The organism is uncultured Nocardioides sp., from assembly GCF_947488025.1.
In the GTDB taxonomy this organism is placed as follows: Bacteria; Actinomycetota; Actinomycetes; order Propionibacteriales; family Nocardioidaceae; genus Nocardioides.
Map to the genome: position 1 here is coordinate 1 of NZ_CANKYS010000024.1, position 22,959 is coordinate 22,959.

At 69.3% G+C, this 22,959-nt stretch carries 23 protein-coding genes; 10 read left to right on the plus strand and 13 right to left on the minus strand.

Translation table 11 applies throughout. The features are described from left to right. Positions 1-252, plus strand: a 252-nt coding sequence (locus Q1B24_RS21400; RefSeq protein WP_299932836.1) for a cadmium resistance transporter, incomplete at its 5' end; no start/stop codon positions are given. A 218-nt stretch (positions 253-470) separates the two neighbouring features. Here the strand turns inward: Q1B24_RS21400 and Q1B24_RS21405 are convergent. From Q1B24_RS21405 to Q1B24_RS21465, 13 genes are all read right to left on the minus strand, one after another. Beyond that, positions 471-2,858, minus strand: a complete 2,388-nt coding sequence (locus Q1B24_RS21405; protein WP_299932839.1) for a heavy metal translocating P-type ATPase — start codon at positions 2,856-2,858, stop codon at positions 471-473. Positions 2,859-2,983: 125 nt separating this feature from the next. After that, on the minus strand, positions 2,984-3,334 hold the full coding sequence (locus Q1B24_RS21410; protein WP_299932842.1) for a hypothetical protein: 351 nt from the start codon (positions 3,332-3,334) through the stop codon (positions 2,984-2,986). 388 nt (positions 3,335-3,722) lie between these two features. Continuing rightward, complete coding sequence (locus tag Q1B24_RS21415; RefSeq protein WP_299932845.1) at positions 3,723-4,307, minus strand: DUF305 domain-containing protein; 585 nt, start codon at positions 4,305-4,307, stop codon at positions 3,723-3,725. Between the two features lie 78 nt (positions 4,308-4,385). Next, positions 4,386-4,898, minus strand: a complete 513-nt coding sequence (locus Q1B24_RS21420) for a DUF6153 family protein (protein ID WP_299932848.1) — start codon at positions 4,896-4,898, stop codon at positions 4,386-4,388. Between the two features lie 157 nt (positions 4,899-5,055). Then, positions 5,056-5,316, minus strand: coding sequence for a hypothetical protein (locus Q1B24_RS21425; protein WP_299932851.1), 261 nt, complete (start codon positions 5,314-5,316; stop codon positions 5,056-5,058). A gap of 15 nt (positions 5,317-5,331) precedes the next feature. After that, on the minus strand, positions 5,332-5,505 hold the full coding sequence (locus tag Q1B24_RS21430; RefSeq protein WP_299932896.1) for a heavy-metal-associated domain-containing protein: 174 nt from the start codon (positions 5,503-5,505) through the stop codon (positions 5,332-5,334). A 79-nt stretch (positions 5,506-5,584) separates the two neighbouring features. Beyond that, the gene (locus Q1B24_RS21435) at positions 5,585-5,926 is read right to left on the minus strand and encodes a metal-sensitive transcriptional regulator (protein WP_299932854.1); all 342 of its coding nucleotides are present in this window, start codon (positions 5,924-5,926) and stop codon (positions 5,585-5,587) included. Between the two features lie 647 nt (positions 5,927-6,573). Further along, entirely contained in the window at positions 6,574-9,057 is a 2,484-nt protein-coding gene (locus Q1B24_RS21440) for a heavy metal translocating P-type ATPase (protein WP_299932857.1), read from the minus strand. Next, positions 9,054-11,396 carry a heavy metal translocating P-type ATPase gene (locus tag Q1B24_RS21445; RefSeq protein WP_299932859.1) on the minus strand — a complete coding sequence of 781 codons (2,343 nt, stop codon included), beginning with the start codon at positions 11,394-11,396 and terminating at the stop codon, positions 9,054-9,056. The genes Q1B24_RS21440 and Q1B24_RS21445 overlap by 4 nt, the downstream gene beginning before the upstream one ends. Positions 11,397-11,451: 55 nt before the next feature. Next, a complete protein-coding gene (locus Q1B24_RS21450; RefSeq protein ID WP_299932862.1) occupies positions 11,452-11,667 on the minus strand; it encodes a heavy-metal-associated domain-containing protein in 216 nt (71 codons plus the stop codon). Between the two features lie 191 nt (positions 11,668-11,858). Beyond that, entirely contained in the window at positions 11,859-12,143 is a 285-nt protein-coding gene (locus tag Q1B24_RS21455; protein WP_299932865.1) for a metal-sensitive transcriptional regulator, read from the minus strand. A 300-nt stretch (positions 12,144-12,443) separates the two neighbouring features. Further along, positions 12,444-13,571: a HAMP domain-containing sensor histidine kinase gene (locus tag Q1B24_RS21460; protein ID WP_299932868.1), complete on the minus strand. Its 1,128-nt coding sequence runs from the start codon at positions 13,569-13,571 to the stop codon at positions 12,444-12,446. Next, on the minus strand, positions 13,568-14,248 hold the full coding sequence (locus Q1B24_RS21465; RefSeq protein ID WP_366916576.1) for a response regulator transcription factor: 681 nt from the start codon (positions 14,246-14,248) through the stop codon (positions 13,568-13,570). Before Q1B24_RS21465 ends, Q1B24_RS21460 begins: the two co-directional genes overlap by 4 nt. A gap of 282 nt (positions 14,249-14,530) precedes the next feature. Between Q1B24_RS21465 and Q1B24_RS21470 the strand changes: the two genes are divergently transcribed. The 9 genes from Q1B24_RS21470 to Q1B24_RS21510 all read left to right on the plus strand — a co-directional run. Further along, the gene (locus tag Q1B24_RS21470; protein WP_299932871.1) at positions 14,531-14,728 is read left to right on the plus strand and encodes an SHOCT domain-containing protein; all 198 of its coding nucleotides are present in this window, start codon (positions 14,531-14,533) and stop codon (positions 14,726-14,728) included. Between the two features lie 58 nt (positions 14,729-14,786). Further along, the gene (locus Q1B24_RS21475) at positions 14,787-16,319 is read left to right on the plus strand and encodes a multicopper oxidase family protein (protein WP_299932874.1); all 1,533 of its coding nucleotides are present in this window, start codon (positions 14,787-14,789) and stop codon (positions 16,317-16,319) included. 2 nt (positions 16,320-16,321) lie between these two features. Continuing rightward, positions 16,322-16,765, plus strand: coding sequence for a hypothetical protein (locus Q1B24_RS21480; RefSeq protein ID WP_299932876.1), 444 nt, complete (start codon positions 16,322-16,324; stop codon positions 16,763-16,765). 118 nt (positions 16,766-16,883) lie between these two features. After that, positions 16,884-17,129: a DUF2892 domain-containing protein gene (locus tag Q1B24_RS21485; protein ID WP_299932879.1), complete on the plus strand. Its 246-nt coding sequence runs from the start codon at positions 16,884-16,886 to the stop codon at positions 17,127-17,129. Positions 17,130-17,263: 134 nt separating this feature from the next. Beyond that, a complete protein-coding gene (locus Q1B24_RS21490; protein ID WP_299932882.1) occupies positions 17,264-17,422 on the plus strand; it encodes a hypothetical protein in 159 nt (52 codons plus the stop codon). A gap of 43 nt (positions 17,423-17,465) precedes the next feature. Continuing rightward, positions 17,466-18,587: an ABC transporter permease gene (locus Q1B24_RS21495; protein ID WP_299932885.1), complete on the plus strand. Its 1,122-nt coding sequence runs from the start codon at positions 17,466-17,468 to the stop codon at positions 18,585-18,587. Positions 18,588-18,661: 74 nt separating this feature from the next. Further along, positions 18,662-19,759, plus strand: a complete 1,098-nt coding sequence (locus tag Q1B24_RS21500) for an ABC transporter permease (protein WP_299932888.1) — start codon at positions 18,662-18,664, stop codon at positions 19,757-19,759. Positions 19,760-19,824: 65 nt separating this feature from the next. After that, complete coding sequence (locus Q1B24_RS21505; RefSeq protein WP_299932891.1) at positions 19,825-20,676, plus strand: ATP-binding cassette domain-containing protein; 852 nt, start codon at positions 19,825-19,827, stop codon at positions 20,674-20,676. A gap of 908 nt (positions 20,677-21,584) precedes the next feature. Next, on the plus strand, positions 21,585-22,959 hold a 1,375-nt coding region (locus Q1B24_RS21510), incomplete at its 3' end, for a transposase (protein WP_299932894.1).

Sequence of the window (22,959 nt, forward strand, 5' to 3'; positions counted from 1 at the left end):
TGGCGATGCTCAACCTCGGCGGCCACCGCCCCGTCCTCCCGGGCCGGAAATGACCCACGGATCAGTCAGGAGAGCCCCTATTTCATCGCGTTCCTGGCCCTGGTCGCCGTCCTCGTCCTTGCGGCCAAGTTCGTGGCCACCCGCAAGCCGATCGCAGAGGTGCTCGAGCGCTGGGAGCACATCTTGTTCCCGCTCGTCCTCATCGTGCTCGGCCTCGTCATCCTGATCGAGGGCGGCGCGTTCGGCCTGTGACCACGCTGAGCGACCCTTCCCGACCGCAAGACAGGTCATGCGACTGCCTCCCCCGACCACCTGAAGCCCTGCGATACAGGCGCACTCCCCACTTCCGGGAGCGCGCCGAGACGATCCCAGTCGCCCCCGAACGCACGGCCGAAATCGGTGATGTTCTCGCGAGCCGCCGGGCGCTTCTGTGGGACTCGCAGCACAATCTTGTGGTCGCGGAACCCTGCCTACAGCTGCTTGACGCGGAGCCGTAGGGCGTTGGTGATGACGCTGACCGAGGACAGGGCCATGGCGGCGGCAGCGATCATCGGGGACAGCAGTAGTCCGAACGCGGGGTAGAGCACGCCGGCTGCGATCGGGATTCCGGCGACGTTGTAGATGAACGCGAACACCAGGTTCTGTCTGATGTTCGACATGGTCGCCTGGGACAGTCTCCGCGCTCGGACGATGCCGGTGAGGTCGCCCTTGAGCAGGGTGATCCCGGCGCTCTCGATGGCCACGTCGGTCCCCGTGCCCATCGCGATACCGACGTCGGCGGCGGCCAGCGCGGGTGCGTCGTTGACACCGTCGCCCGCCATGGCCACCACACGTCCCTCGGCACGAAGCCTCGTGACGATGTCGCTCTTGTGGTCCGGCAGCACTTCGGCCTCGACCCGATCGATGCCCAGGCGGCGCGCGACGGCCTCGGCGGTGACCCGGTTGTCGCCGGTGAGCATGACGACCCCGATGCCTTCGGCGCGAAGCGCCTCCAGAGCGGCTGGCGTGGTGTCCTTGACCGGGTCGGCGATCGCGATGATCCCGGCGACCTGCTCATCGACGCCGACGAAGATCACCGTGGCTCCGTCGGCGCGGAGCCGGTCGGCCTCAACCGCGAGGACACCGGTGTCGATGCCGTGGTCGCCCAGGAAGGTGGAGCTGCCCAACAGGACGCGGCGGCCCTCGACCGTGCCGACGACCCCCTTGCCGGTCGGCGAGTCGAAGTCGGAGACGTCCGGGATCGCCAAACCCGCGTCGGTGGCGGCTTTCACGACGGCCATCGCAAGGGGGTGTTCGGAGACGCGCTCGACGCCCGCAGCGTGCCGGAGCAGCTCGTCGGTGTCGAACCCGGCGGCGGGGACGATCCGGTTGACCGACGGCTTGCCCTCGGTCAGGGTCCCGGTCTTGTCCACGACCAGGGTGTTGACCTTCTCGGTCACCTCGAGCGCCTCGGCGTTCTTGATCAGGACGCCGAGCCCGGCACCGCGTCCCACGCCGACCATGATCGACATCGGCGTGGCCAGGCCCAGCGCGCACGGGCAGGCGATGATCAGGACCGAGACGGCCACGATCAGCGCGTTCGCCAGGCGTGGGTCGGGCCCGACCGTGGCCCAGATGATGAACGCGACAACGGCGACGACGATGACCGCGGGCACGAACCAGGCGGCGACCCGGTCGGCCACCCGCTGGATGGGTGCCCGTGAGCGTTGGGCTTTGGCGACCATCTGGACGATCCGGGCGAGCATGGTGTCGCGACCGACCTTGTCGGCGCGCATGATCACCGACCCGGTCTGGTTGATGGTGCCGCCGATGACGGTGTCGCCGGTGGTCTTGGTGACCGGCATCGACTCGCCGGTCACCAGGGACTCATCGAGCGAGGAGCGGCCTTCCTCGACCCTCCCGTCGACGGGGACCTTCTCGCCGGGGCGGACCCGGAGCCGGTCGCCGACCTGGACCTGGTCCAGGGTCACTTCCTCCTCGGTGCCATCCGGGTTGATCCGGTGGGCGGAATCGGGGGTGAGGTCGAGCAGGGCGCGGATGGCCCCCGAGGTCTGCTCGCGGGCGCGCAGCTCCAGGACCTGGCCGAGGAGGACCAGGGTGGTGATGACCGCGGCGGCTTCGAAGTAGACATCGACCGCGCCGTCCATCCGAAATGCGTCGGGGAAGATGCCGGGTGCGACGGTGGCGACCACGCTGAACAGCCAGGCGACGCCGGTGCCCATCGCGATCAGCGTGAACATGTTGAGCTTCAGGGTCCGCACCGAGGTCCAGCCGCGCTCGAAGAACGGCCAGCCCGCCCACAACACAACCGGCGTGGCCAGGACGAGCTGGACCCAGGCCGACGCCTTCGCAGAGATGAGGTCATGGATCGCGGGGACCAGATCGGCGCCCATGCCCAGCAGGACGACCGGGATCGACAGGGCCACGCCCACCCAGAAGCGGCGGGTCATGTCGGCCAGCTCGGGGCTCGGCCCGCTGTCCGCGGTCACCGTGACCGGCTCGAGGGCCATCCCGCAGATCGGGCACGAGCCCGGCCCCGGTCGCCGGATCTCCGGGTGCATCGGGCAGGTCCACTCGGTGGTCTCACCGGCCGCCGCGGTCGTATCACTCCCGTGATCCCCGTGCTCGGCGTGGTCGTGGTCGCCGTGGTCGTGCTCGGGCTGATCGGCGCGCGGGACCAGGTAGGTCCCAGGGCTGGCCTCGAACTTCGCCTGGCAGCGGCCCGAGCAGAAGTGGTAGGTCTGCCCGTCGCGCTCGGTCCTGTAAGAGCTCTCGGCCGGGTCTACGTCCATCCCGCAGACGGGATCCTTCACGACCGATGTCGGGGTCGATGCGCTGCGCTGACGGTGTTCACTCATGGCTCCAACATACCCCCCTTGGGTATGTAGTCAAGTGGGTCGGAGCTCCCATCGCCGGTCCGATGGCCGACGGTAGGTAGGGCCAGCCAGTGCGGAGCCTCCGCCCGCGGCAACGACGCAGGTGGTCAGGGCACCCGCACCACGATCTTCTGGTCGGGCTCGAGGCGGAGGTCCTGGGGGTCGCCGGCGACGGGTGCGCCGTTGCTGGTGACGTCCAGTTTCTGTCCGTCTTGCGCCATCACCCCGCCGATCTGTGTCGGGGTCAGCGTGACTCCCCACTGGGTGAACAGCTGGCCGAGCGTGAAGGTCTCCCCGGCGGTGTCGGCCTCGATGTGTATGGTCCCGTCGGTCTCGTGCGTGTGGACGGCTGACATGGCGCCGGTGGTGGGGTCGACGCCGATGTTGGCCGGTATCGGCACGTCCTTGCCGTCGATGATGATCCGCAGCCGTGGGTGGTAGTGCTCGGCGGTTCCCATGGGTCCCAGGTCCAGGCCGGCACTGGCGACCCGAGCGGGTACGTCTGTCGGGCCTGGCCACGGGGGCGTCGAGGTCCCGTCCAGCTCGACCGATCCGCCTGAGTTGTCCCCCTGCCCGGAGGTGGGGTCGTTCGCTGGGTCGCTGCCGCAGCCCAGAAGCAGGCCAAGCAGGAGAGCGCCGATCAGCGGGCCGGCGGACATCCGGCGAAGTGTTGATCTGTTCCGTGCGCGAGCCAGAGACATGTGGGTTTCCTTCGGATGGAGAGGGAAGGCGATGAGGGGCCCGATGGGGCGACCGTCGAGCGCTGGGGGTGTCGGGGCGGCGTGGCCCGCACGAGATCTGCGGGCCACGCCTGAGTGGATACCCGGGTCGGCAGCTGGGCCGTGGTCAGGACCCGAGGAGGTCCTCCATCTGGGCGATCTCGGCGGTCTGGTCGGCCTCGATCTTCTCGGCCAACGCGATGGCGTCGGGGTTCTCGCCGTCTTGCTGCTCGGTCTTGGCCATCTCGATGGCACCGGTGTGGTGCTCGATCATCATGGTGAGGAACATCTGGTCGAACTCGGCGCCGGTAGCGGTGCCGAGACTCTCCATGTCGTCGTCGCTCATCATTCCGGACATGTCGCTGCCGGAGTGATCCATCCCGCTCATTGAGTCGGAGGAGACCTCTTGGCCCCAGTCCTCGAGCCATCCGGTCATGGTGTCGATCTCGGGGCCCTGAGCGGCTGCGATCTTGTCGGCGAGCTGCTTCACCTCGGTGCTGGAGGCGCGCTCCTGGGCCATCGTGGCCATCTCCACGGCCTGTTCGTGGTGCGGGATCATCGACTGGGCGAAGGTCACGTCGGCGTCGTTGAACTGCGCGTCGCTGCTCTCGGTGGACCCGGTGGACCCGTTGGAATCGGTGTCGCTGCCGCAGCCGGCAACGGTCAGTGCTGCCACGAGCGCGAAGGCAATGGACATGAGTGTTCTCTTCATGGGTGTATCTCCTGAGTCAATTGTCGAATGAGGGCATGCGGAGCCAGCGGAGCCACCGCAGGGGTGCTCCGCAGCTGCTCAGCAGCGCTGAATCGACAGCTTGATCAGGGACGGGGGGTCGGGATCCCGGCCACGCGGAACGATCGCCCGGGCAGGACGGGGCAACGTCCACACCACCGGTGCTACCCGTGCGCGTTGCAGGAGCCGCAGCAGGGCCAGCACGGCGGCGCCCAGGATGGCCAGGCACATGGCGCCCATCGCCATGCCGCCATGACCGGATCCGGAGGCGTCATCGATCAGGTCCTCTGCCTGGTTGCCGGCCGACAGCCCGGCATCCGACACGAAGCCGGCGGGGATCGCGGCAAGGTCGGAGGCGTCCATGCTCATCGCGGACGCAGCCATGAGCGCCGGCGAAGCTGTGGTTTGCGTGTTCATGCCTGCCGCACCATGACCACCGCTCAGACCACCGCTGAGACCACTGCTCTGACCACTGAGTCCGTGCATACCGAACAGGCCGGCGAGCACCAGGATCAGCCCAGCCAACCGCAGCACGTGCTGCGCTGAGGTCGGGACTGGCACGGGCAGGGTCACGCCCCGATGGTATCGACCAGGTGCTTGACGCCATGCGTTGGCCGTTCTGGGGGCTGGGCGACATGACCAGGGTCGGGTCGGAGTCCGGCGACGACGCTGAACGCGCCAGTCAGCATGTTTGAGGGCGACGAGGCCGACCACGTCGGCGATCTCGAGGTCACTGAAACCCATGGGAGCGCAGCGCTTCGATCTGCTCGTCAACAGTCGTGGTGGGGTCGCGATAGACCTGTAGCCCGTACGCGATCGTCGCTGCATAGCGGGGATCCGACGACGTCCCGCGGCGGGCCAGCTCGATCTCGTCCTCCGTCGCTCCGCAGTCCTCTCGCTGGGTCGATGTGGACTGCAAGCACCGCTCGCGGCTCTGCATCGCGATCGAGATCCGCTCAGCGACCGTGCGTTCGAGCATGGCGCGCTTCACGGGCTCAGCAGCGGGTCATGCGAACTGGTAGCCGGCCTCTTCGACGGCGGACCGGACGGCGGCGTCGTCGAGGGGCCCGGCGCTGCTGATGCTCACGGCACCGGTCTCGAGGACCACGTCGACGGACACGACTCCGGGGATCTCCTGGACCTCGTCGGTGACCGAGGAGACGCAGTGGCCGCAGGTCATGCCGGTGACGGTGTAGTGCTGGACTGGCACATCGCTCTCATTCCTTCTCGATGTGGCTGGACGGCAGGTATGTGGTGGGTCAGGAGCGGACGAGGCGGGCGATCGCGTCGGAGGCTTCCTTGAGCTTGATCTCGGCCTCGTGCCCGCCCTCACGGGCGGCGTCGACCACGCAGTGGGCCATGTGCTCGTCGAGCAGGCCGAGTGCCACCGACTGCAGCGCTTTCGTCATCGCCGAGACCTGGGTGAGGATGTCGATGCAGTACTGCTCCTCCTCCACCATCCGCTGGAGGCCGCGCGCCTGGCCCTCGATGCGGCGCAGCCGCTTGAGGTAGTCGTCCTTGGTGTTGTTTGCGATGTAGCTGTGCTGGTGCCCAGCCTGATCTGCTGGCTGCTGCTCACCGGCCGGCTGGATTTCGGTCATCGCGATGCCTTCCAGGCTCTGGGTCGGAAACGTCACTCGCAGGGTACCCCCCTCCGGTACCTCGCACCGTCTTCTCGTCCTTCGCCGGTGGGACGGATGCTTCCAAGTGACGTCGCGTCCTCAGAAGGATCCGCAGTACGGGTGACACCGTCCTCGGAACCGGCCTACCGCTCGCCCGCTGCAGAGCCGTGGTTACCGCCACGACGACTACTTGGGGATCGGAGGCGCGGATGGCTTACCTGGCCCTTGGCGCATTCATCGTCGTGGTGGTCGGCCTGACGTGGCTGTCGCAACCTGGTCGCGTGCTGGCCACGACCCCGACCGGAGCAGTACACGAGGTCCGTCTCGATAGCACGCAGCGGCCGTTGGCGGGCACACAACTCGTCCTGATCGACTCGACTCCGCAAGGTCGGATCGTGGGAATCACCTCCGGTGGCGAGCTCTTCGGCACCAGCCGGCTCATGGACCAGTGGAGGCACGACGGTCAGGTGCCGGGCACTCCGACGGCCTTGGCGGCGACCGACGGCACCTGGCCCCTGGCCCCTGGCCGAGGCCACAGTGCCGTCCACCGACGACGGAGCGACCTGGACCGACGTCGTGGGTTCACCCGAGTGTGACGCGCTCGGGCTTCGGGCATCAGACGAACCTCAGCGGAGCGGCTGGAGCTCGTCACGCTTCGCGGGCGTGGGGCCTGTCGCCTGCGGGGGCAAGCGGAGTCGCTTGAGAAGGAGCGCGTTGACCGCGACCAGGAAGCTGGACCCGGACATCGACAGCGCCGCCACCTCCGGGCGGAGCACCAGGCCGAACGCTGGCTCGAAGACGCCGGCCGCGATCGGGAGCGCGATCGCGTTGTAGCCGACCGCCCAGCCGAGGTTCTGCCGCATCTTGCGCAGCGTGCCCCGGCCGATCGTCAGCGCCACGGGCACGTCGAGGGGGTCCGAGCGCATCAGGACGACATCGGCCGCTTCGATGGCGACGTCTGTACCGGCGCCCACGGCGATACCCACGTCGGCCTGCACCAGCGAAGGCGAATCGTTGACCCCGTCCCCGACCATCGCCACGACGCGGCCCTGAGCCTGGAGCTGCTGGACCTGGTGCGCCTTGTCTTCGGGCAGCACCTCCGCGATCACGTCGTCGATGCCGAGCTCCTCGGCGATCCGATCGGCGGTCGCCCGGTTGTCGCCGGTGAGCATGGCGACCCGAATGCCGGCCTCGTGCAGGGCCGCCACGGCGGCCAGGGAGGTCTCGCGTACTGCGTCGGCGATCCCGATGACCGCAACGGCCTCGCCGTCGACGCCGACGAACACTGCGGTACGGCCACCGGAGGCGATCTCGTCGCGGCGGTCTCCCAGGGCGCCGATCGTGATGACTTCGGACTCCATCATGCGGCGGTTGCCGATCGCCACGGTGTGGCCGTCGACCTCGGCGAGGGCGCCGATGCCGGTGACGTTGCGGAACCCGGTGGCCCGGAGACGGGGTACGTCGGTCGCGTCGACGTGGCGGACGACTGCCTGGGCGAGTGGGTGCTCGGACTCACGCTCGAGTGCTCCGGCGAGGGCCAGCAGCCGGTCGTGGTCGATCCCGTCGACGATGACGTCGGTGACTTCGGGCTCGCCCTTGGTGAGGGTGCCGGTCTTGTCGAAGACGACGGTGTCGATCCGGGCGGAGGTCTCGATCGCGGTGGCGTTCTTGAACAGGATCCCGCGGTTGGCGCCGAGTCCCGATCCGACCATGATCGCGGTGGGTGTGGCCAGGCCGAGGGCGTCGGGGCAGGTGATCACGACGACGGTGATGGCGAACAGCAGCGCGGTCTGCACGCTCTCGCCCACGGCGAGCCAGACCAGGAACGTGCCGACCCCGCCGACCAGGGCGACCAAGACCAGCCAGAACGCGGCCTTGTCGGCCAGGCGCTGTCCTGGGGCCTTGGAGTTCTGCGCCTGCTGCACCAGCGCGACGATCTGAGCCAGCGCGGTGTCTGCGCCCACCTTGGCTGCCCGCACCCGCAGGGTGCCGCTGGTGTTCACGGTGGCGCCGATGACCTGGTCGCCGGGTGACTTGTGCACCGGGAGGCTCTCGCCGGTGACCATGGACTCGTCGATCTCCGACTCGCCCTCTTCGACGACCCCGTCGGTGGCCACCTTGGCACCCGGCCGGACCAGCAGCAGGTCACCGACCTGGACCTCGGAGGTGGGCAGCTCGACCGGTTCGCCGTCACGCAGGACGATCGCCTTCGCGGGGGCCAGGTCGAGCAGCGTGCGGATCGCGTCATTGGCGCCGCCCCGGGCCCTCATCTCGAACCAATGGCCAAGGAGCACGAAGACGGTGAGCATGACAGCGGCCTCGTAGAACACCTCGCCCCCGCCACTGAGGGTGACTCCGAGTGAGTAGAGCCAGCCGGCACCGACGGCCACCGCGACCAGCACCATCATGTCCAGGGTGCGGGCTCGCAGCGCCCTCCAGGCGCCGTCGAAGAAGATCCACGCCGAGTAGAAGATGACCGGCAACGACAGGATCAGGGTGAAGATGTCGTCGCGCAGCCCGAACGGTGCGGCCGCGTCGAAACCGAGCATGTCGCGGCCCATCGGGGAGTACAGCGAGATGGGGACGGCGAGCACCAGGGCGACCAGGAACCGGTTGCGCATGTCGCGGACCATGTCGGCCATCGACATCGAGCCGTGCCCGCCGTGGCCCATCGCGTCGTGCGGCGACGAGACCGGCGATGCGGGCACCGCGCCATGCCCCGGAGTTCCGTCGTGGCCGTCGTGGCCGTCGTGGCCGTCGTGGCCGTCGTGGCCGTCGTCGGCGTCGTGGGGGTGGTCGTGGCCCGGTTCGAACATCGGATCGCATACGTGGCTGGGGACGGACTGGCCGGCGCAGTGGAAGCCGCAGTCGCGGACCCATTCCCGCAGCTCGACCAGGTTGGTGCGGTCGGGGTCGTAGGTGACGGTGGCTGTCTGGGCGACGGGGTTGGCGTCAACGGAGAGCACGCCGGCTCGTCGGGACAGAGCGGCTTCGGCGACGTTCTTGCTGGTTGCCCACTGGACGCCGGAGACCTCCAGGACGGCGGTCGCCGTACCGTCTTGCGACGCGTCGGCGTGGTCGTGGTTGCCGGGATGGGAGTGCGTGGTCATCGAACTCTGGCCTCTTCTCGGGGAAGGTTGGTGCCGATCGGGCCATCGGTGGCGTGTGGTGCCTCAGCCAATGTCGTGGAGACCGCTTGGAACCGGCGAAGGCGCAGGCTGTTGGACACCACGAACACCGAGGAGAAGGCCATGGCGGCGCCGGCGATGAGTGGGTTGAGCAGGCCGAGTGCGGCCAGGGGCAGCGCGGCGACGTTGTAGGCGAAGGCCCAGAACAGGTTGCCCTTGATGGTCCGCAGGGTGCGGCGGGAGAGTCTGATGGCATCCACGGCAGCGCGAAGGTCACCGCGGACCAGGGTCAGGTCGGAGGCCTCGATGGCCACGTCGGTGCCGGTGCCCATGGCGATGCCGAGGTCGGAGGTGGCCAGCGCGGCGGCGTCGTTGACGCCGTCGCCGACCATCGCCACCGTGCGGCCCTCGCGCTGCAGTCGCTCCACGACGGCGACCTTGTCCGCGGGAAGAACCTCCGCGATGACCTCGTCGATGCCCACTTCCGAGGCGACGGCAAGGGCCGCACGTTCATTGTCGCCGGTGAGCAGCACCGGCCTGAGTCCGAGCTCCTTGAGCTCAGCCACGGCCTGGGCGCTGGTGGGCTTGATGGCGTCGGAGACGACCAGGACCCCGCGGGCGGCGCCGTCCCAGCCCGCGGCGATCACGGTGCGCCCCCGCTGTTCGGCTGCCTCAACCACCTCGGTCAGCGACGGGTCGAGGGGCTGGCTCCACTCCCGGGCGAGCCAGCCGCGTCGGCCGGCCACGACCGCGTGGCCGTCGACGACGCCGGCAACCCCGAGGCCCTTGGTGGAGGAGAAGCCCTCCACGTCAGGCAGTCGCACACCGAGTCGTTGGGCGGCGCCGGTGGCGATGGCCTGACCGATCGGGTGCTCGGAGCCGTGCTCCAGTGCCCCGACCAGTCGGAGCAGATCCTCGACGGCGACACCGGCGGCGGGGACGACTTCGACCAGCTCCATCCGCCCGGTGGTCACGGTGCCGGTCTTGTCCAGCACGATGGTGTCGATCACGCGGGTGGACTCGAGCACCTCGGGGCCCTTGATCAACACGCCGAGCTGGGCGCCCCGGCCGGTGCCGACGAGCAGGGCGGTCGGGGTGGCCAGGCCGAGGGCGCAGGGGCAGGCGATGATCAGGACCGCGACCGCTGCGGTGAAGGCGGCGGTGACGCTGTAGCCGGTCAGCAGCCAGCCGGCCAGCGTCGCCAGGGAGAGCCCGATAACGATGGGCACGAAGACCGCCGAGACCCGGTCGGCGAGGCGCTGGACCTGTGCCTTGCCGTTCTGGGCGTCCTCGACCAGCCGGGCCATCTGCGCTAACTGGGTGTCGGCGCCGATGCGGGTCGCGCGCACCACCAGGCGGCCGCCGGCGTTCACGGTTGCGCCAACGACGGTGTCGCCGGGCCCGACCTCGACGGGCACCGGCTCGCCGGTGAGCATGGAGGCGTCTACGGCGGAGGTGCCGTCCTCGACGACGCCGTCGGTGGCGATCTTCTCGCCGGGCCGGACGACGAACCTGTCGCCGACCGCGAGCTGGTTGACCGGGATGCGAGCCTCCGCGCCGTCGCGGAGGACGGCGACGTCCTTGGCGCCCATGTCGAGCAGGGCGCGCAGTGCCGCGCCGGACTGGCGCTTGGCGCGGGCCTCGAAGTAGCGGCCGGCGATGATGAAGGTGGTGACCGCGGCCGCGACCTCGAGGTAGATGTGCACGTCGGCCTCGCCGTCGGGTAAGAGGTCGAACGGCATCCGCATCCCGGTCATCCCGGCGTGGGTGAACAGCAGTGCCCACACCGACCACAGCCAGGCGGCCGAGACCCCGACCGAGATCAGGGTGTCCATGGTGGCCGCGCCGTGCCGCGCGTTGGTGACCGCGGCCCGGTGGAAGGGCCAGGCCCCCCACACGACCACTGGTGAGGCCAGGGTCAGGGAGATCCATTGCCAGTTGTCGAACTGGAGCGCGGGGATCATCGACAGCGCGAGCACCGGCACGGTCAGGGCGGCCGAGACGACGAACCGTTGCCACCAGCCGGCGGCCTCGGCGTCGCGGGCGTCCGGCTCGGTGTCGGTCGGAGCCGGATCGCCGCGCGGCGGAGTCGGCACGGTTGCGGTGTAGCCGGTGGCTTGGACCACGTTGGCCAGGTCGTCGGTGGTGAGCGTGGTCGGGTAGCTGACCTTGGCCTTCTCGGTGGCGTAGTTGACCATGGCGGTGACGCCGTCCAGCTTGTTCAGCTTCTTCTCGATCCGGGCTGCGCAGGAGGCACAGGTCATCCCACCGATAGCGAGCTCGATGTCGCTCACGCCGCTGGGGGTGGTCTGCTGAGTCATGACTGTGCCTCCTGCTCGGGCTGGATCGCGCTTGGGCTCTGCGGGGAGCTGGGACTCAGGCGAGGTGGTAGTCGCCCGCCTCGTCGAGGGCGGCGGCCACCTGGGTCTCCTCCAGCGGCTGGGTGCTGGTGACGGTGACCGAGGAGGTTCCGCCGGCGACGAGGTCGACGGCGACGTCCGTGACGCCTTCCAAGGTCGTGAGCTCGGTGGTGACGGCGCTGGCGCAGTGGCCGCAGGTCATTCCAGTGACGGCGTAGATGCTGGTGGTCATGGTGATCTCCTTCGTTGCGGCGGAGGCGGTTGCTTCAGGGGTGGTGTCAGCCGAACTGCCTGTGTCGGTGTCGGATCCGCAGCCACAGCCTCCGCAGCCGCAACCACCGGCTGCGGCCGAGGTGTCGAGCAGCTGAAGATTGCGGCTGGTGTCGGTGGGGGGCATGGGTGCTCCTTCGTTGTGCGGATCGATCATGAGCGGACAAGTCGTCGGATTGCGGCTGAGGCCTCGTTGAGCTTCTGCTGGGCCTCTGCAGCATCCGTGGTCTGCGTCAGGCAGTGCTCGAGGTGCTGGTCGAGCAGCAGGAGCGCGACACCTTCGAGGGCCTTGGTGGCGGCCGAGACCTGGGTGAGGATGTCGATGCAGTGCTGCTCCTCGTCCACCAGGCGCTGCAGCCCGCGGATCTGGCCCTCGATGCGACGCAGCCGCGTCAGGATTGCCTGCTTCTCGGTGATGTATCCCGGTTCGACAGCCATGGCGACCTTCTTCGGCAGCGAGGACCTCATGCGATCTCTTCATGGGCCACTGTACCCCCTAGGGGTATCTGCGCAAGGTCGCCGGGGATCCCTTCATCGAACCTTCATCAGACGGTCCGAGGGCTTCGTGGTCAGGAGTCGAGCTTGCTGCGGACCTCGTCGAGCAGGGTCCTCGCCCCCTCAGGCGTTGAGGTTCGTCAGGGTCCAGCGTTCGCCTGGTCCTCGGGGAAACGCGGTGAGGTTGTGTGAAGGTTCGCTGAAGATGCCGAGACGTGGTCCTGCGATGCTCGGTCGCAGGAACTACCGGTGATCGGGAAGCCGCACCGTGAACGTGCTGCCGTGCCCAGGCCCTGGGCTGATCACCGAAATGCCGCCGCCGTGGGCCTCGACCAGCGCCTTCGCGATCGCCAACCCGATGCCCGAGCCCCCATGGTCTCGGTCGCGGGCGGTATCTGCCCGGTAGAACCGGTCGAACAGTTGGGGCAGGTGGTCGGCCGCCACGCCATCGCCGGTGTCCGCCACGCGGTACTCGACCCAGCGGTCCACGCGGCGGCAGACCAGGGTCACTGTGCCCCCGGCGGGGGTGTGCCTTAGCGCGTTGTCGAGCAGGTTGCCGAGGACCTGTCCGATGCGATCAGCGTCGACGCGCACCTGTCCCACGTCCGGGAGCTCCACAGCCAGCTGCACGTCCTTGGCGGCGTACCGGTCCCTGGCGACCTCGGCCGCAGCCGCAGCGACGTCAACTGCGGCCACGGGCCGCAACGTGATGTCGAGTCCCTCCTCTTCGGCGCGCGAGACGGCGGCCATGTCCTCGGCGAGCCGCCGCAGGCGGCCGGTCGAACCCCGAATGACGGCCAGGGTGTCGTCGTCGAGAGTGCGGACGCCGTCCTCCACGGCCTCCAGGTGGGCGTCGATGGTTGCCAACGGCGTCCGCATCTCGTGAGCCAGATCGGCCAGCATGCTGCGCCGGGTCGACTCGGTCGCCTCGAGCCGCTCGGCGAGCCGGTTGTAGGTCAGCGCGAGGGTGGCGAACTCACCACCGAGGCCCGGGTCGGGTACGCGGGCGTCGTACCGTCCGGCGGCGATCTGTGATGCGGCGTCGGCGACGTTGCCGATCGAGCGCTGCACCCGGCGGCTGAAGTACCACGAGACGGCCAGCGCGGCGAGGACCGAGGCGACCAGGGCGAGGGCGATCGAGATCAGCAGTGCGGAGGCGAAAGCCTCCTCCACGTGCCGGGTCTCCTCGGCTGTCTGAGCCACGCCCGCCTGCTGGAGGTGGTCGCTGAAGATGCTGGGACCGACGACCGAGGCGACCAGCCACGTGGTCAGCGCACCGCCCACCAGCACCAGCGCCTGGGCGACCAGGAGCCGGGCGGCGAAACGCGGCCGGGCACGGACCGTGCCGGTGGGGGTCGGCGTGCTGGTCACTGGCCAGTGCCCATCCGGTAGCCGACACCGCGCACCGTGCGGATGAACCGGGCATGGGTCGCGTCGTCGTCGAGCTTGCGGCGCAGGTGGCCGATGTGTACATCGACCAGGTGCTCGTCACCGACCCAGGTGGGACCCCACACGGCGTCGATGAGCTGACGGCGGCTGAAGGCCATCCGTGGACGCTCGGCGAGGGCGGCGAGGAGGTCGAACTCCGTGCGCGTGAGCGACAGCAGTTCCCCGTCCAGCCACACGTCCCGGCCCAGGGGGTCGATGACCAGCGCACCGAAGGTGCGCGCTCCTTCCAGTGCGTCGGCCTCATCCGGCTGCCGCGGGCGACGCATCATGGCCTGGACCCGCGCCATCAGGACCCGTGGACTGAAAGGCTTGGTCATGTAGTCGTCGGCACCGACCGAGAGCCCGATCAGGGTGTCGACCTCCTCACTGCGTGCGGTCAGCATCACGACGTAGGCATCGGAGAAGGTCCGCAACTGCCGGCAGACTTCCACGCCGTCCAGGCCCGGCAGACCCAGGTCCAGCACCACCACGTCGGGATCTACGGCGCGCGCGGTAGCGACCGCCTCCAGCCCGTCGTGGACCACCGCAACGTCGAACCCGTCGCGCGCGAGGTAGCTGCCAAGGAGCTCGGCGAGCTTGGTCTCGTCCTCGACCACCAGCGCCCGCAGGCCCGACCGGGGACGAACCCCCGCGGCACCAGCGGCCTGCGAGCCGTCGCGTCCGTCGCTGACCTCATCACCCATACCGCCATGGTGGCAGCCCGGTGCCGGGCGAGCCGTAGGCCACCTCCGGTGACGGCGGGTTCTTCAGCGAACCTTCACACGAACACGATCAACTGGCTCGGGTGACGGGGACACCCTGGAGTCACCAAGCAAGCGAAGGAGCTGAGGACGATGATGGGTTGGTATCACGACGGCGTGGGTTGGGGCGGCTGGATCGTCATGACTGTGGCCATGGTCGCGTTCTGGGCGCTGGTGGTCTTTGCCGTCCTCGCCCTCTTCCGCACCCAGCGCTCCGGTGAGTCCACCCCGGACCGCCGCGACCCGATGCAGATCCTCGACGAGCGGTTCGCCCGCGGGGAGATCGACGAGGACGAGTACCACGCCCGCAGCAGCGTGCTGCGCGCCTCGGTGCACTAGGCGATCCCTCGTCCCTTCGAGTCTCGTCACGCCCAGCCGCACTGTCAGGAGCACTGTCTTGTCCGAGATCACCCGTCGCGCCGTCCTGCGCGGAGCCGCCGGCCTTGCCGGCGTTGCCGCCCTGGGCGGCCTCGCGTCGTGCAGCCGATCCACCGGCTCGGTGCTCGGCCCGGGATCTGACGCCGTGGCCACCGCGGAGGCGGCTCGCCGAGTCAAGGGGGGTCAGCTGGTCCGGGCCCGGCTCACCCCACGACCGGTGACCCTCGACCTGGGCGGCCGCGCCGTGCGGACGTGGGCGTACGGCGAGACCGCACCCGGGCCTCTGCTGCGCGCCACCGCCGGTGACGTGCTTCGCGTCGACGTCGGCAACCAGCTCCCCGCGGCCACGAGCGTGCACTGGCACGGCCTGGCGCTGCGCAACGACATGGACGGCGTGCCCGGCATGACACAGGACCCGATCGCTGCCGGAGGGTCGTTCCGGTACGAGTTCACCGTCCCGGACCCGGGCACGTACTTCTACCACCCGCACTCCGGGGTCCAGCTCGACCGCGGCCTGTACGGCGTCCTCGTGGTCGACGACCCGGCGGAGCCGGGACGGTACGACAAGGAGTGGGTCGTCGTCCTCGACGACTGGGTCGACGGCACCGGCCGCTCCCCGGACCAGGTCCTCGCCGACCTGCAGCAAGCCGGAGGCGACGGATCCATGGGTGGCATGGCGGGCATGGACCACGGCTCGATGATGGGCGGATCGATGATGGGCGGGATGCCCGGCATGGAAGGCATGCAGTCCCCGCTCCTGGGCGGCGCCGGCGACATCGCCTACCCGCACTACGTCGTCAACGGACGAGCAGCCACCGACCCCGTCACGCTCGCAGCGAAGCCGGGACAGCGCGTGCGCGTCCGGTTCGTCAACGCCGGCTCGGACACGGCGTTCCGGGTCGCCGTCGGCGGGCACCGCATGACCGTCACTCACAGCGACGGCTTCCCCGTCACGCCGGTGCCCACCGACGCGCTGCTGATCGGGATGGGCGAGCGCTTCGACGTCACCCTCACGCTGTCCGACGGGGTGTTCCCGCTGGTCGCCTCTGCGGAAGGCAAGAAGGGCCGAGGGCTTGCGGTGATCCGCACCGCCCCGGGACGTCGCCCGTTTGCCGACGTCCCGGTTCCCGAGCTGTCGGGCCAGACGCTCCTCGGAACCGACCTGTTCCCGAGCGACTCCGTCCGGCTCGAGCGGAGGTCGACCGACCGACGACACGACCTGGTACTGGGCGGCTCCATGGCGCCCTACCGGTGGACCCTCAACGGGAAGACCTTCCCCGACAGCGAACCGCTGCCCGTGATGCAGGGCGAGCGGGTCCGCCTCCGGTTCGTCAACCAGACGATGATGTTCCACCCCATGCACGTCCACGGGCACACCTTCGCGCTCACCCGCGGCGGCACTCGCAAGGACACCGTCGTCGTCCGCCCCATGCAAGCCCTGGAAGTCGACCTCGACGCCGACAACCCCGGCCAGTGGGCCACCCACTGCCACAACATCTACCACGCCGAGACCGGCATGATGACCACGCTCTCCTACCAGGCCCAGGAGTGACGATGTCCGACCATCAGGCCGCGGCCGGGGAGGTAGCGAGCCGGCGCCTCAAAGGGCCCCGCGCCGACGAGACTCCCCGGCGTCGGAGTGTTCTGGCCACCGCCTGGAGTGCGGTGACCGCCGTGGTCGGCGGCATCATGGGTCTGCTCCCCCACCTGCTGCACCACGTGGGACTGCTCGGCGGAGCGGTGCTGGTGACCGGGGCGACCGGCAACGTCGTGTTCGCCGTACTGGGGCTCGTCCTCTCCCTGCCCATGCTCCGGCGCCTCTACCGACGATTCGGCACCTGGAAGGCGCCCGCCCTCGCCCTCACGGTCTTCACGCTGATGTTCTCCCTCTCCGCCTTCGTCATCGGCCCCGCCATCAACAACGACCAACCAGAGCAGGGCCCGACGCCCGTGAAGACGCCGAGCCCCGACGACCACGAGGGTCATCACGGCGGTTGACGCCCGTGAAAGGCGCACCTTCAACGAACCTTCACACGACCCCCGCGGTCACCTTCACCCGTGGGCGGGACGCTGAGAGTGGACCAGGAAACGGTCCGCGAGAACTTGGAGGACTGTCATGAGTAGCCGCTGGAGCATCAACATCACCCCCGCCGAACGGGCGGCCCGCATCATCATCGGCGGCATCGGAGCCGTGGTCGGCATCGTCCTGCTGGTCGGAGCCACCTCCACGTTGGCCGTCGCCCTCGAGCTGCTGCTCGTGCTGGCGGGCCTCGACCTCGTCGTCACCGGCGCGCTCGGGCACTGCCCGCTCTACGCCAGGCTCGGCCACGTGCCGGCATCACTGAAGGGACGAACGTCATGACCACACCGAACGGGTTGGAGCCGGAACCGGGCCGCGGTTCCCAGCCATGGACCAATCCCCAAGTCGACCGTGCGGCCACAGAGACAGAGCACCCAGAGCACCAGCCTCAAAGTGGCCACGGTGGCCATCGGCTGATGATGATCATCTGCGGCATCCCGATGCTCGTGATCGCCGGTCTGCTGGTCCTCACCGGGGTTGCCGGGTCCGGCATCATCGTCACCGCACTGCTGTGCACCGCGATGATGGCAGCCATGATGTTCGCCATGCCCGGTGGACACGGCGGCCACAAGTAGCACGAGCGCCGAACCAATGCTCGGCCAAGGAACGTGAGCCGACATGAAGGGCCGCAGCGAAGGATCGGTCCCGATCACCCGCCGCTTCCTCATCAATCGGCCGGTGCGCACCGCCGCCGGCGCCGGCGGGATCGGGCTCGCCCTGATGCTGATGCTGCTGCTCGCCGGGCTCTGGGTCGGCGTCCAGGACCGGGTCACCACTTACGACGACCACCTCGGTGCCGACCTGGTCGTGGTCCCGGCCGGCACCCGCAGCCTGTTCGCCGACCCCGGCGTGCTCCCCGCACCCGCGGTGGACACCATCGCCCAGACACCCGGCGTGACGGCGGCCGCGCCGCTTCGCACGATGTACCAGATCCTCGAGCTGCCGCACGGCAAGGCCGCGATCGCCGCGGTCGCCTTCGACCCCACCAGCGGTCTCGGCGGCCCGTGGGCCCTCAGCGCCGGCAGGGCCCCTCATTCCGCCGACGAGGTCGCCGTCGACACCCTGTGGGCCGACCAGCACACCCTCGCGGTCGGCGACCGGCTGCCGATCCTCGGACACCCGATGCGAGTAGTCGGGCTCACCGACGACACCGCCTTGTTCATGACCCCGCTGGTGTTCACCACCACGACCGGGATGGACCAGATGTTGCGGGCCACCGGGACCACCGGCGCGGTGCTGGTCACCACCTCAGACCCCGGCGATGTCGCTGAACGGCTTCGTGGCGCCGGGTACACGGTGCGCACCCCGGCCGAGCTGCACCAGGCATCACTCGATCTCGCCACCGACATCTACGGCTCGCCGGTCCGGCTCATGGTCGGGGTCGCCTTCGCCGCGGGCACCCTCGTCGTCGCGCTGGTTGCCTACACCCGCGTGACCGAGCAGCAGCGCGACCTCGGCGTGCTCAAGGCTCTCGGCGCCACCCCGGCGCGACTGCGGCGGATCGCCGTGGCTGAAACGGTGGCCCTGACGGTGCTCGGCACTCTCGCCGCCGTCGTCCTCCTGCTCCTCACCAGGGAGCTCCTCGCGTGGTGGCGGCCCGCCTTCCCCGTCCTGCTCACTGCCGGCACGATCGCGCAGACCGCCGCCGCAGCCGCCGCGATGGCGCTGCTCGCCGCATGGCTGCCGGCACACCGGCTCAGCCGGCTCGATGCCGCCTCCGCATTCCGGAGCGGACGATGACCACCCGGTCCCTCCACCCCACGGCGGCGCCCCCCAACCCCGGGCGAGGGGTACGCCCGACAGGGGCCGTGCCGGTGGGACGGCGCTTCCTGTTCGCCGACCGGCGGCGTGCCACGCTGACCGTCCTCGGCGTGGCGGCGTCCTTGCTGCTGGTCCTTGTCCTGGACGGCATCTTCGCCGGCGCCGTCGACCGGGTGACCTACTACATCCGCACCTCGCCGGCCGACGTGTTCGTCTCCCAGGCCGGGGTGCGCACCATGCACATGTCCGTCTCCACGCTCCCGGCCGACGCTCCCGACCGCGTCGCCGAGGTGCCGGGCGTCGCCTGGGCCGCCCCGATCGCGTTCGCGTCCGGCTCGGTAGCCGGGCCACAAGGGCGGCAGCTGACCTACCTGGTCGGCTATGACACCCGCACCGGTGGCGGCGGCCCGAGGGCCTTGGTGGCCGGACGCCTCCCAGGCGCCGGTGAGGCGATCCTCGACGAGCAGGCTGCAGACCGGCTCGGCATCGGTCTGGGCGACCGGTTCACGGTGATGGGCATGCCGGTGCGCGCCGTCGGGTTCTCCACCAGCGGCAGCAGCATCACCAACACCACCGTGTTCGTGGACCTCGCCGAGTTCGCTCGCATCCACGACGACCGAGTCTCCTACGTGCTCGCGGGCCTCGACGCAGGTGCCGACCCGAACACCGTGGCCGACCGGATCCGCACCGGGGTCGACGAAGTGACCGTGCAGAGCCGGGAGCAGTTCACCGAGTCCGAGGCGCGCATCGTCACCGACATGAGTGCCGACCTCCTGCGACTGATGTCGACCATCGGGCTGGTCATCGCGCTCGCCGTCATCGCCCTCGGGTTGATGACCGCCACCTTGAACCGGCTGCGAGACTTCGCCGTGCTCAAGGCCCTCGGCGCCCAGACCCCGCGTCTCGCGAGGGCGGTGGCCATGCAAGTCCTGCTGACCGTCGTACTTGCCTCGGCGGTCGCCACGACGGCTGCGTTGGCGCTTGCCCGGCTGCTTCCGACAGCCGAACCTGCCGTTCAGATAACCATCACCGCAACCGCAGTCGCGCAGACCACTGCCACAGCGCTTCTGGTCGGCCTGATCGCCGCCCTGTGGCCGCTTCGCCGCATCGCAACCCTCGACGCTGCGACCGCCTTCCGGGAGACCCGATGAACACTACCGAGAACACCAGCGCCGCCACCGCCGGAACCCCTGGCCCGGCTGCAGGCTCACAGGCTGTGTCAGCAGGACACAGCCGCGTACCGGTTCTGACCGTTCGAGGACTCACCAAGACCTACGGCTCCGGCGATACCGCTGTTGACGCGGTCCGCTCGGTCGACCTCGACGTCGCCTCCGGTGAAGTACTGCTGGTCATGGGGCCGTCGGGGTCGGGCAAGACGACATTGCTGCTGATGCTCGGCGCGCTGCTGCGTCCGACCGCCGGCTCCATCGCCGTCACCGGCCGCGACAACCGTGACGTGGACATCGCCGCCGCGCCCGAGAAGCACCTCCCGGCCCTGCGCTCTCACACCTTCGGGTTCATCTTCCAGGACTACGCCCTCCTCGACGCACTGACCGCCACCGAGAACATCGCCGTCGCCGCCAACCTGGCCGGCACCACCGGGTCCGCCGCCCACCACCGCGCCACAGAACTGCTCGACCGCGTCGGCCTCGAGCACCGGGCGACCGCGCGCCCCTCCCAGATGTCTGGTGGCGAACAGCAGCGGGTCGCCGTCGCCCGCGCGCTCTCCAACGACCCACCCGTTCTCCTCGCCGACGAGCCCACAGCCAACCTCGACGCCTCCCGTGGCCGGGACCTCGCTCGACTGCTGCGCCGACTCGCCGACGAAGACCACCGCTCGGTCGTGATCGTGAGCCACGACGACCGGCTCCGCGAGATCGCAGACCGCGTGTTGTGGCTGGAGGACGGGCAGTTCCGCCAGATCGCCTCGATGACCATCGACCCCGTCTGCCGGATGTCGGTCGAACGCACCGGCGCCCACCTCGAGTGGCACGAGCAGACGATCTGGTTCTGCTCCGAAGGCTGCAAACGGGAGTTCGCCGAGAACCCCGACAGCTTCCAGCCCTGAAGCGAGGGGGTTCTATCGGAGGAGCAATTTCGTTGCCGTAGGCGGCCCGTGCTGCCGGGACTGCCCCCGGTCTGGAGGGCTGACAACCAAGCTCGGGGCAATCCTGCTCACGGCCGCAGGTCAGAGCCGGTTTTGGTCAAGAGCGCCACGCATTCGACGTGGTGCGTCATCGGGAAGACGTACATGACCCTGAGCCTACGTGCGATCCTGTGCGGTCGCCTGCGCTCACGAGGCCGAACGAGCCCGTGACCTGCGGCGATGCCGTTTTGGAGCGTGCCGGCGTCGGCGTCCAACTGCGGGTGATTGCGAATGAAAGCGAGCCCAATCCGAGCCCTCCTGCCGACGAGCGCCGACGGTCGCAAGCGTCCGCAGCGAGCGCACGAGCTGCCCACCCTGCAAGGAGCCAGTTCGAGCTGACCTACGACCTGTAGTCACTTCTCACGCATTGCTCGAACTCGCTGGTTCGAGTCGATGAGGGCCCTCGGCACCGGCCGAGGCTTTCGTCGTTCAGGTGGCCGACTACGTCGGTCGAAGGAACCGGTCGCGGATTCACAGCACTCCGACGTCGAGCAGTGGATAGGTTCCGCGGGGGATCAGGAGGGATCTGAACCGAAATCCACTGGGCACTCAGGGACTTGCCGGGGTGCTACCGCGCGTTGCCGGAATCAGCCGAATCGCTTGTATCTGCGAGGTGTTCATTCGCTGTCTCGAAACACTTCCGACTGTAACCGATCATCACCTAACCGACGTCGACCTTCGGAGGGTTGTTGATAGCGAACGAAGTTGCCTTTTTGCAGGTGACGGCCGCGTTCGCACGTTCCTATGAGTTGCGCTGATCGCCCTAGGAGACTGCTGAACAATCCGCGCGGCGTGGTGCGGTGATCGGCGTGGCCTGAAATCCTGTGGCCATGCAGGGTGAGTCGGATCGGCAGCGGGAGTTGCTGGACGTGGAGTCGGTGGCCGGGCATCTGCTGGAGCCGGGCAGCGTGTTCGCGCTGCTGGCCGAGCATCGCGACCGGTTGTTCCCGGCGGAGTTGTTCGTCGACCTGTTCCCCTCGGGGCGGGGCCGGCCCTCGATCCCGGGTGAGGTGATCGCCTCGGTGATCGTGCTGCAGGCGCTCTTTGGGCATTCGGACCGCGAAGCGGTCGATGCGTTGACCTTCGACCTGCGGTGGAAGGCGGCGTGCGGGTACGCGATCGACGCGAAGGGCTTCGATGCCTCGACGTTGACCTACTGGCGGCGCCGGCTGGCGGCCAGCGACCGTCCGCAGCGGATCTTCGAGGTGGTGCGCGACGTGATCGCCGAAACGGGTGCGGTGGCGGGCAAGCAGCGTCGTGCGCTGGACTCCACGATCCTTGATGATGCGGTGGCCCGTCAGGACACCGTGACCCAGCTGGTCGCCCAGATCCGCCGGGTCGGCCGTGAGGTGCCCGGCGCGAAGGACCTGATCGCCGTGCACTGCACCCGGCTCGAGGCGTTGACCGGGCAGGATTACACCGTCACGGGGAAACCGCCGATCGCCTGGGACGACCAGGCCGCGCGCGACGAGCTCGTGTCCGCGCTCGTGGGGGACGCGCTGGCGCTGCTGGGTGCACTCGACGTCGAGCAGATCACCAGGGCGGGCGAAAAGCCAGCCGACGCGGTCGCGCTGCTGGCGCTGGTCGCGGGCCAGGATGTGGAGCCGGCCGAGGACTCCGACGGCACCGATGGGCGGTGGCGGATCGCCCGGAAGACCGCGCCGGACCGGGTGATCTCGACCGTGGACCCCGACACGCGGCACGCGCACAAGACCCGCGAACGTCGCCAGGACGGATTCAAGGCCCACGTGGTGGTCGAGCCCGATACCGGCCTGACCACCGTGTGCGAGCTGACCAAGACCAACGGGCCAGCCAACTCCGACGCCAACGTGGGAGCCGAGCTCGTCGTTGCTGATCCCACCATCGCCGAGGGCCAGTCGGTGGAGGTGCTGGGCGATTCGGCCTACGCCAGCGGCGACATGCTCCACACCCTGGACGGCAAGAACTGGATCGCGCTGGTCAAGCCGTGGCCACTACGGCCCGCCGTTGTGGGCGGCTTCACCATCGACGACTTCACCTATGACACTGGGGCCGGCACGCTGACCTGCCCGGCCGGCATCACCCGAGCACCGTCGGCGAAGGGAACCGTGACCTTCGGTGCTGCTTGCCGGGGCTGCCCGGTGCGCGGGCAGTGCACCACCGCCGCTGACGGGCGAGCCGTGCTGCTCGGTGAGCATCATCAGCTCCAACGCGAGCACCGCAAGC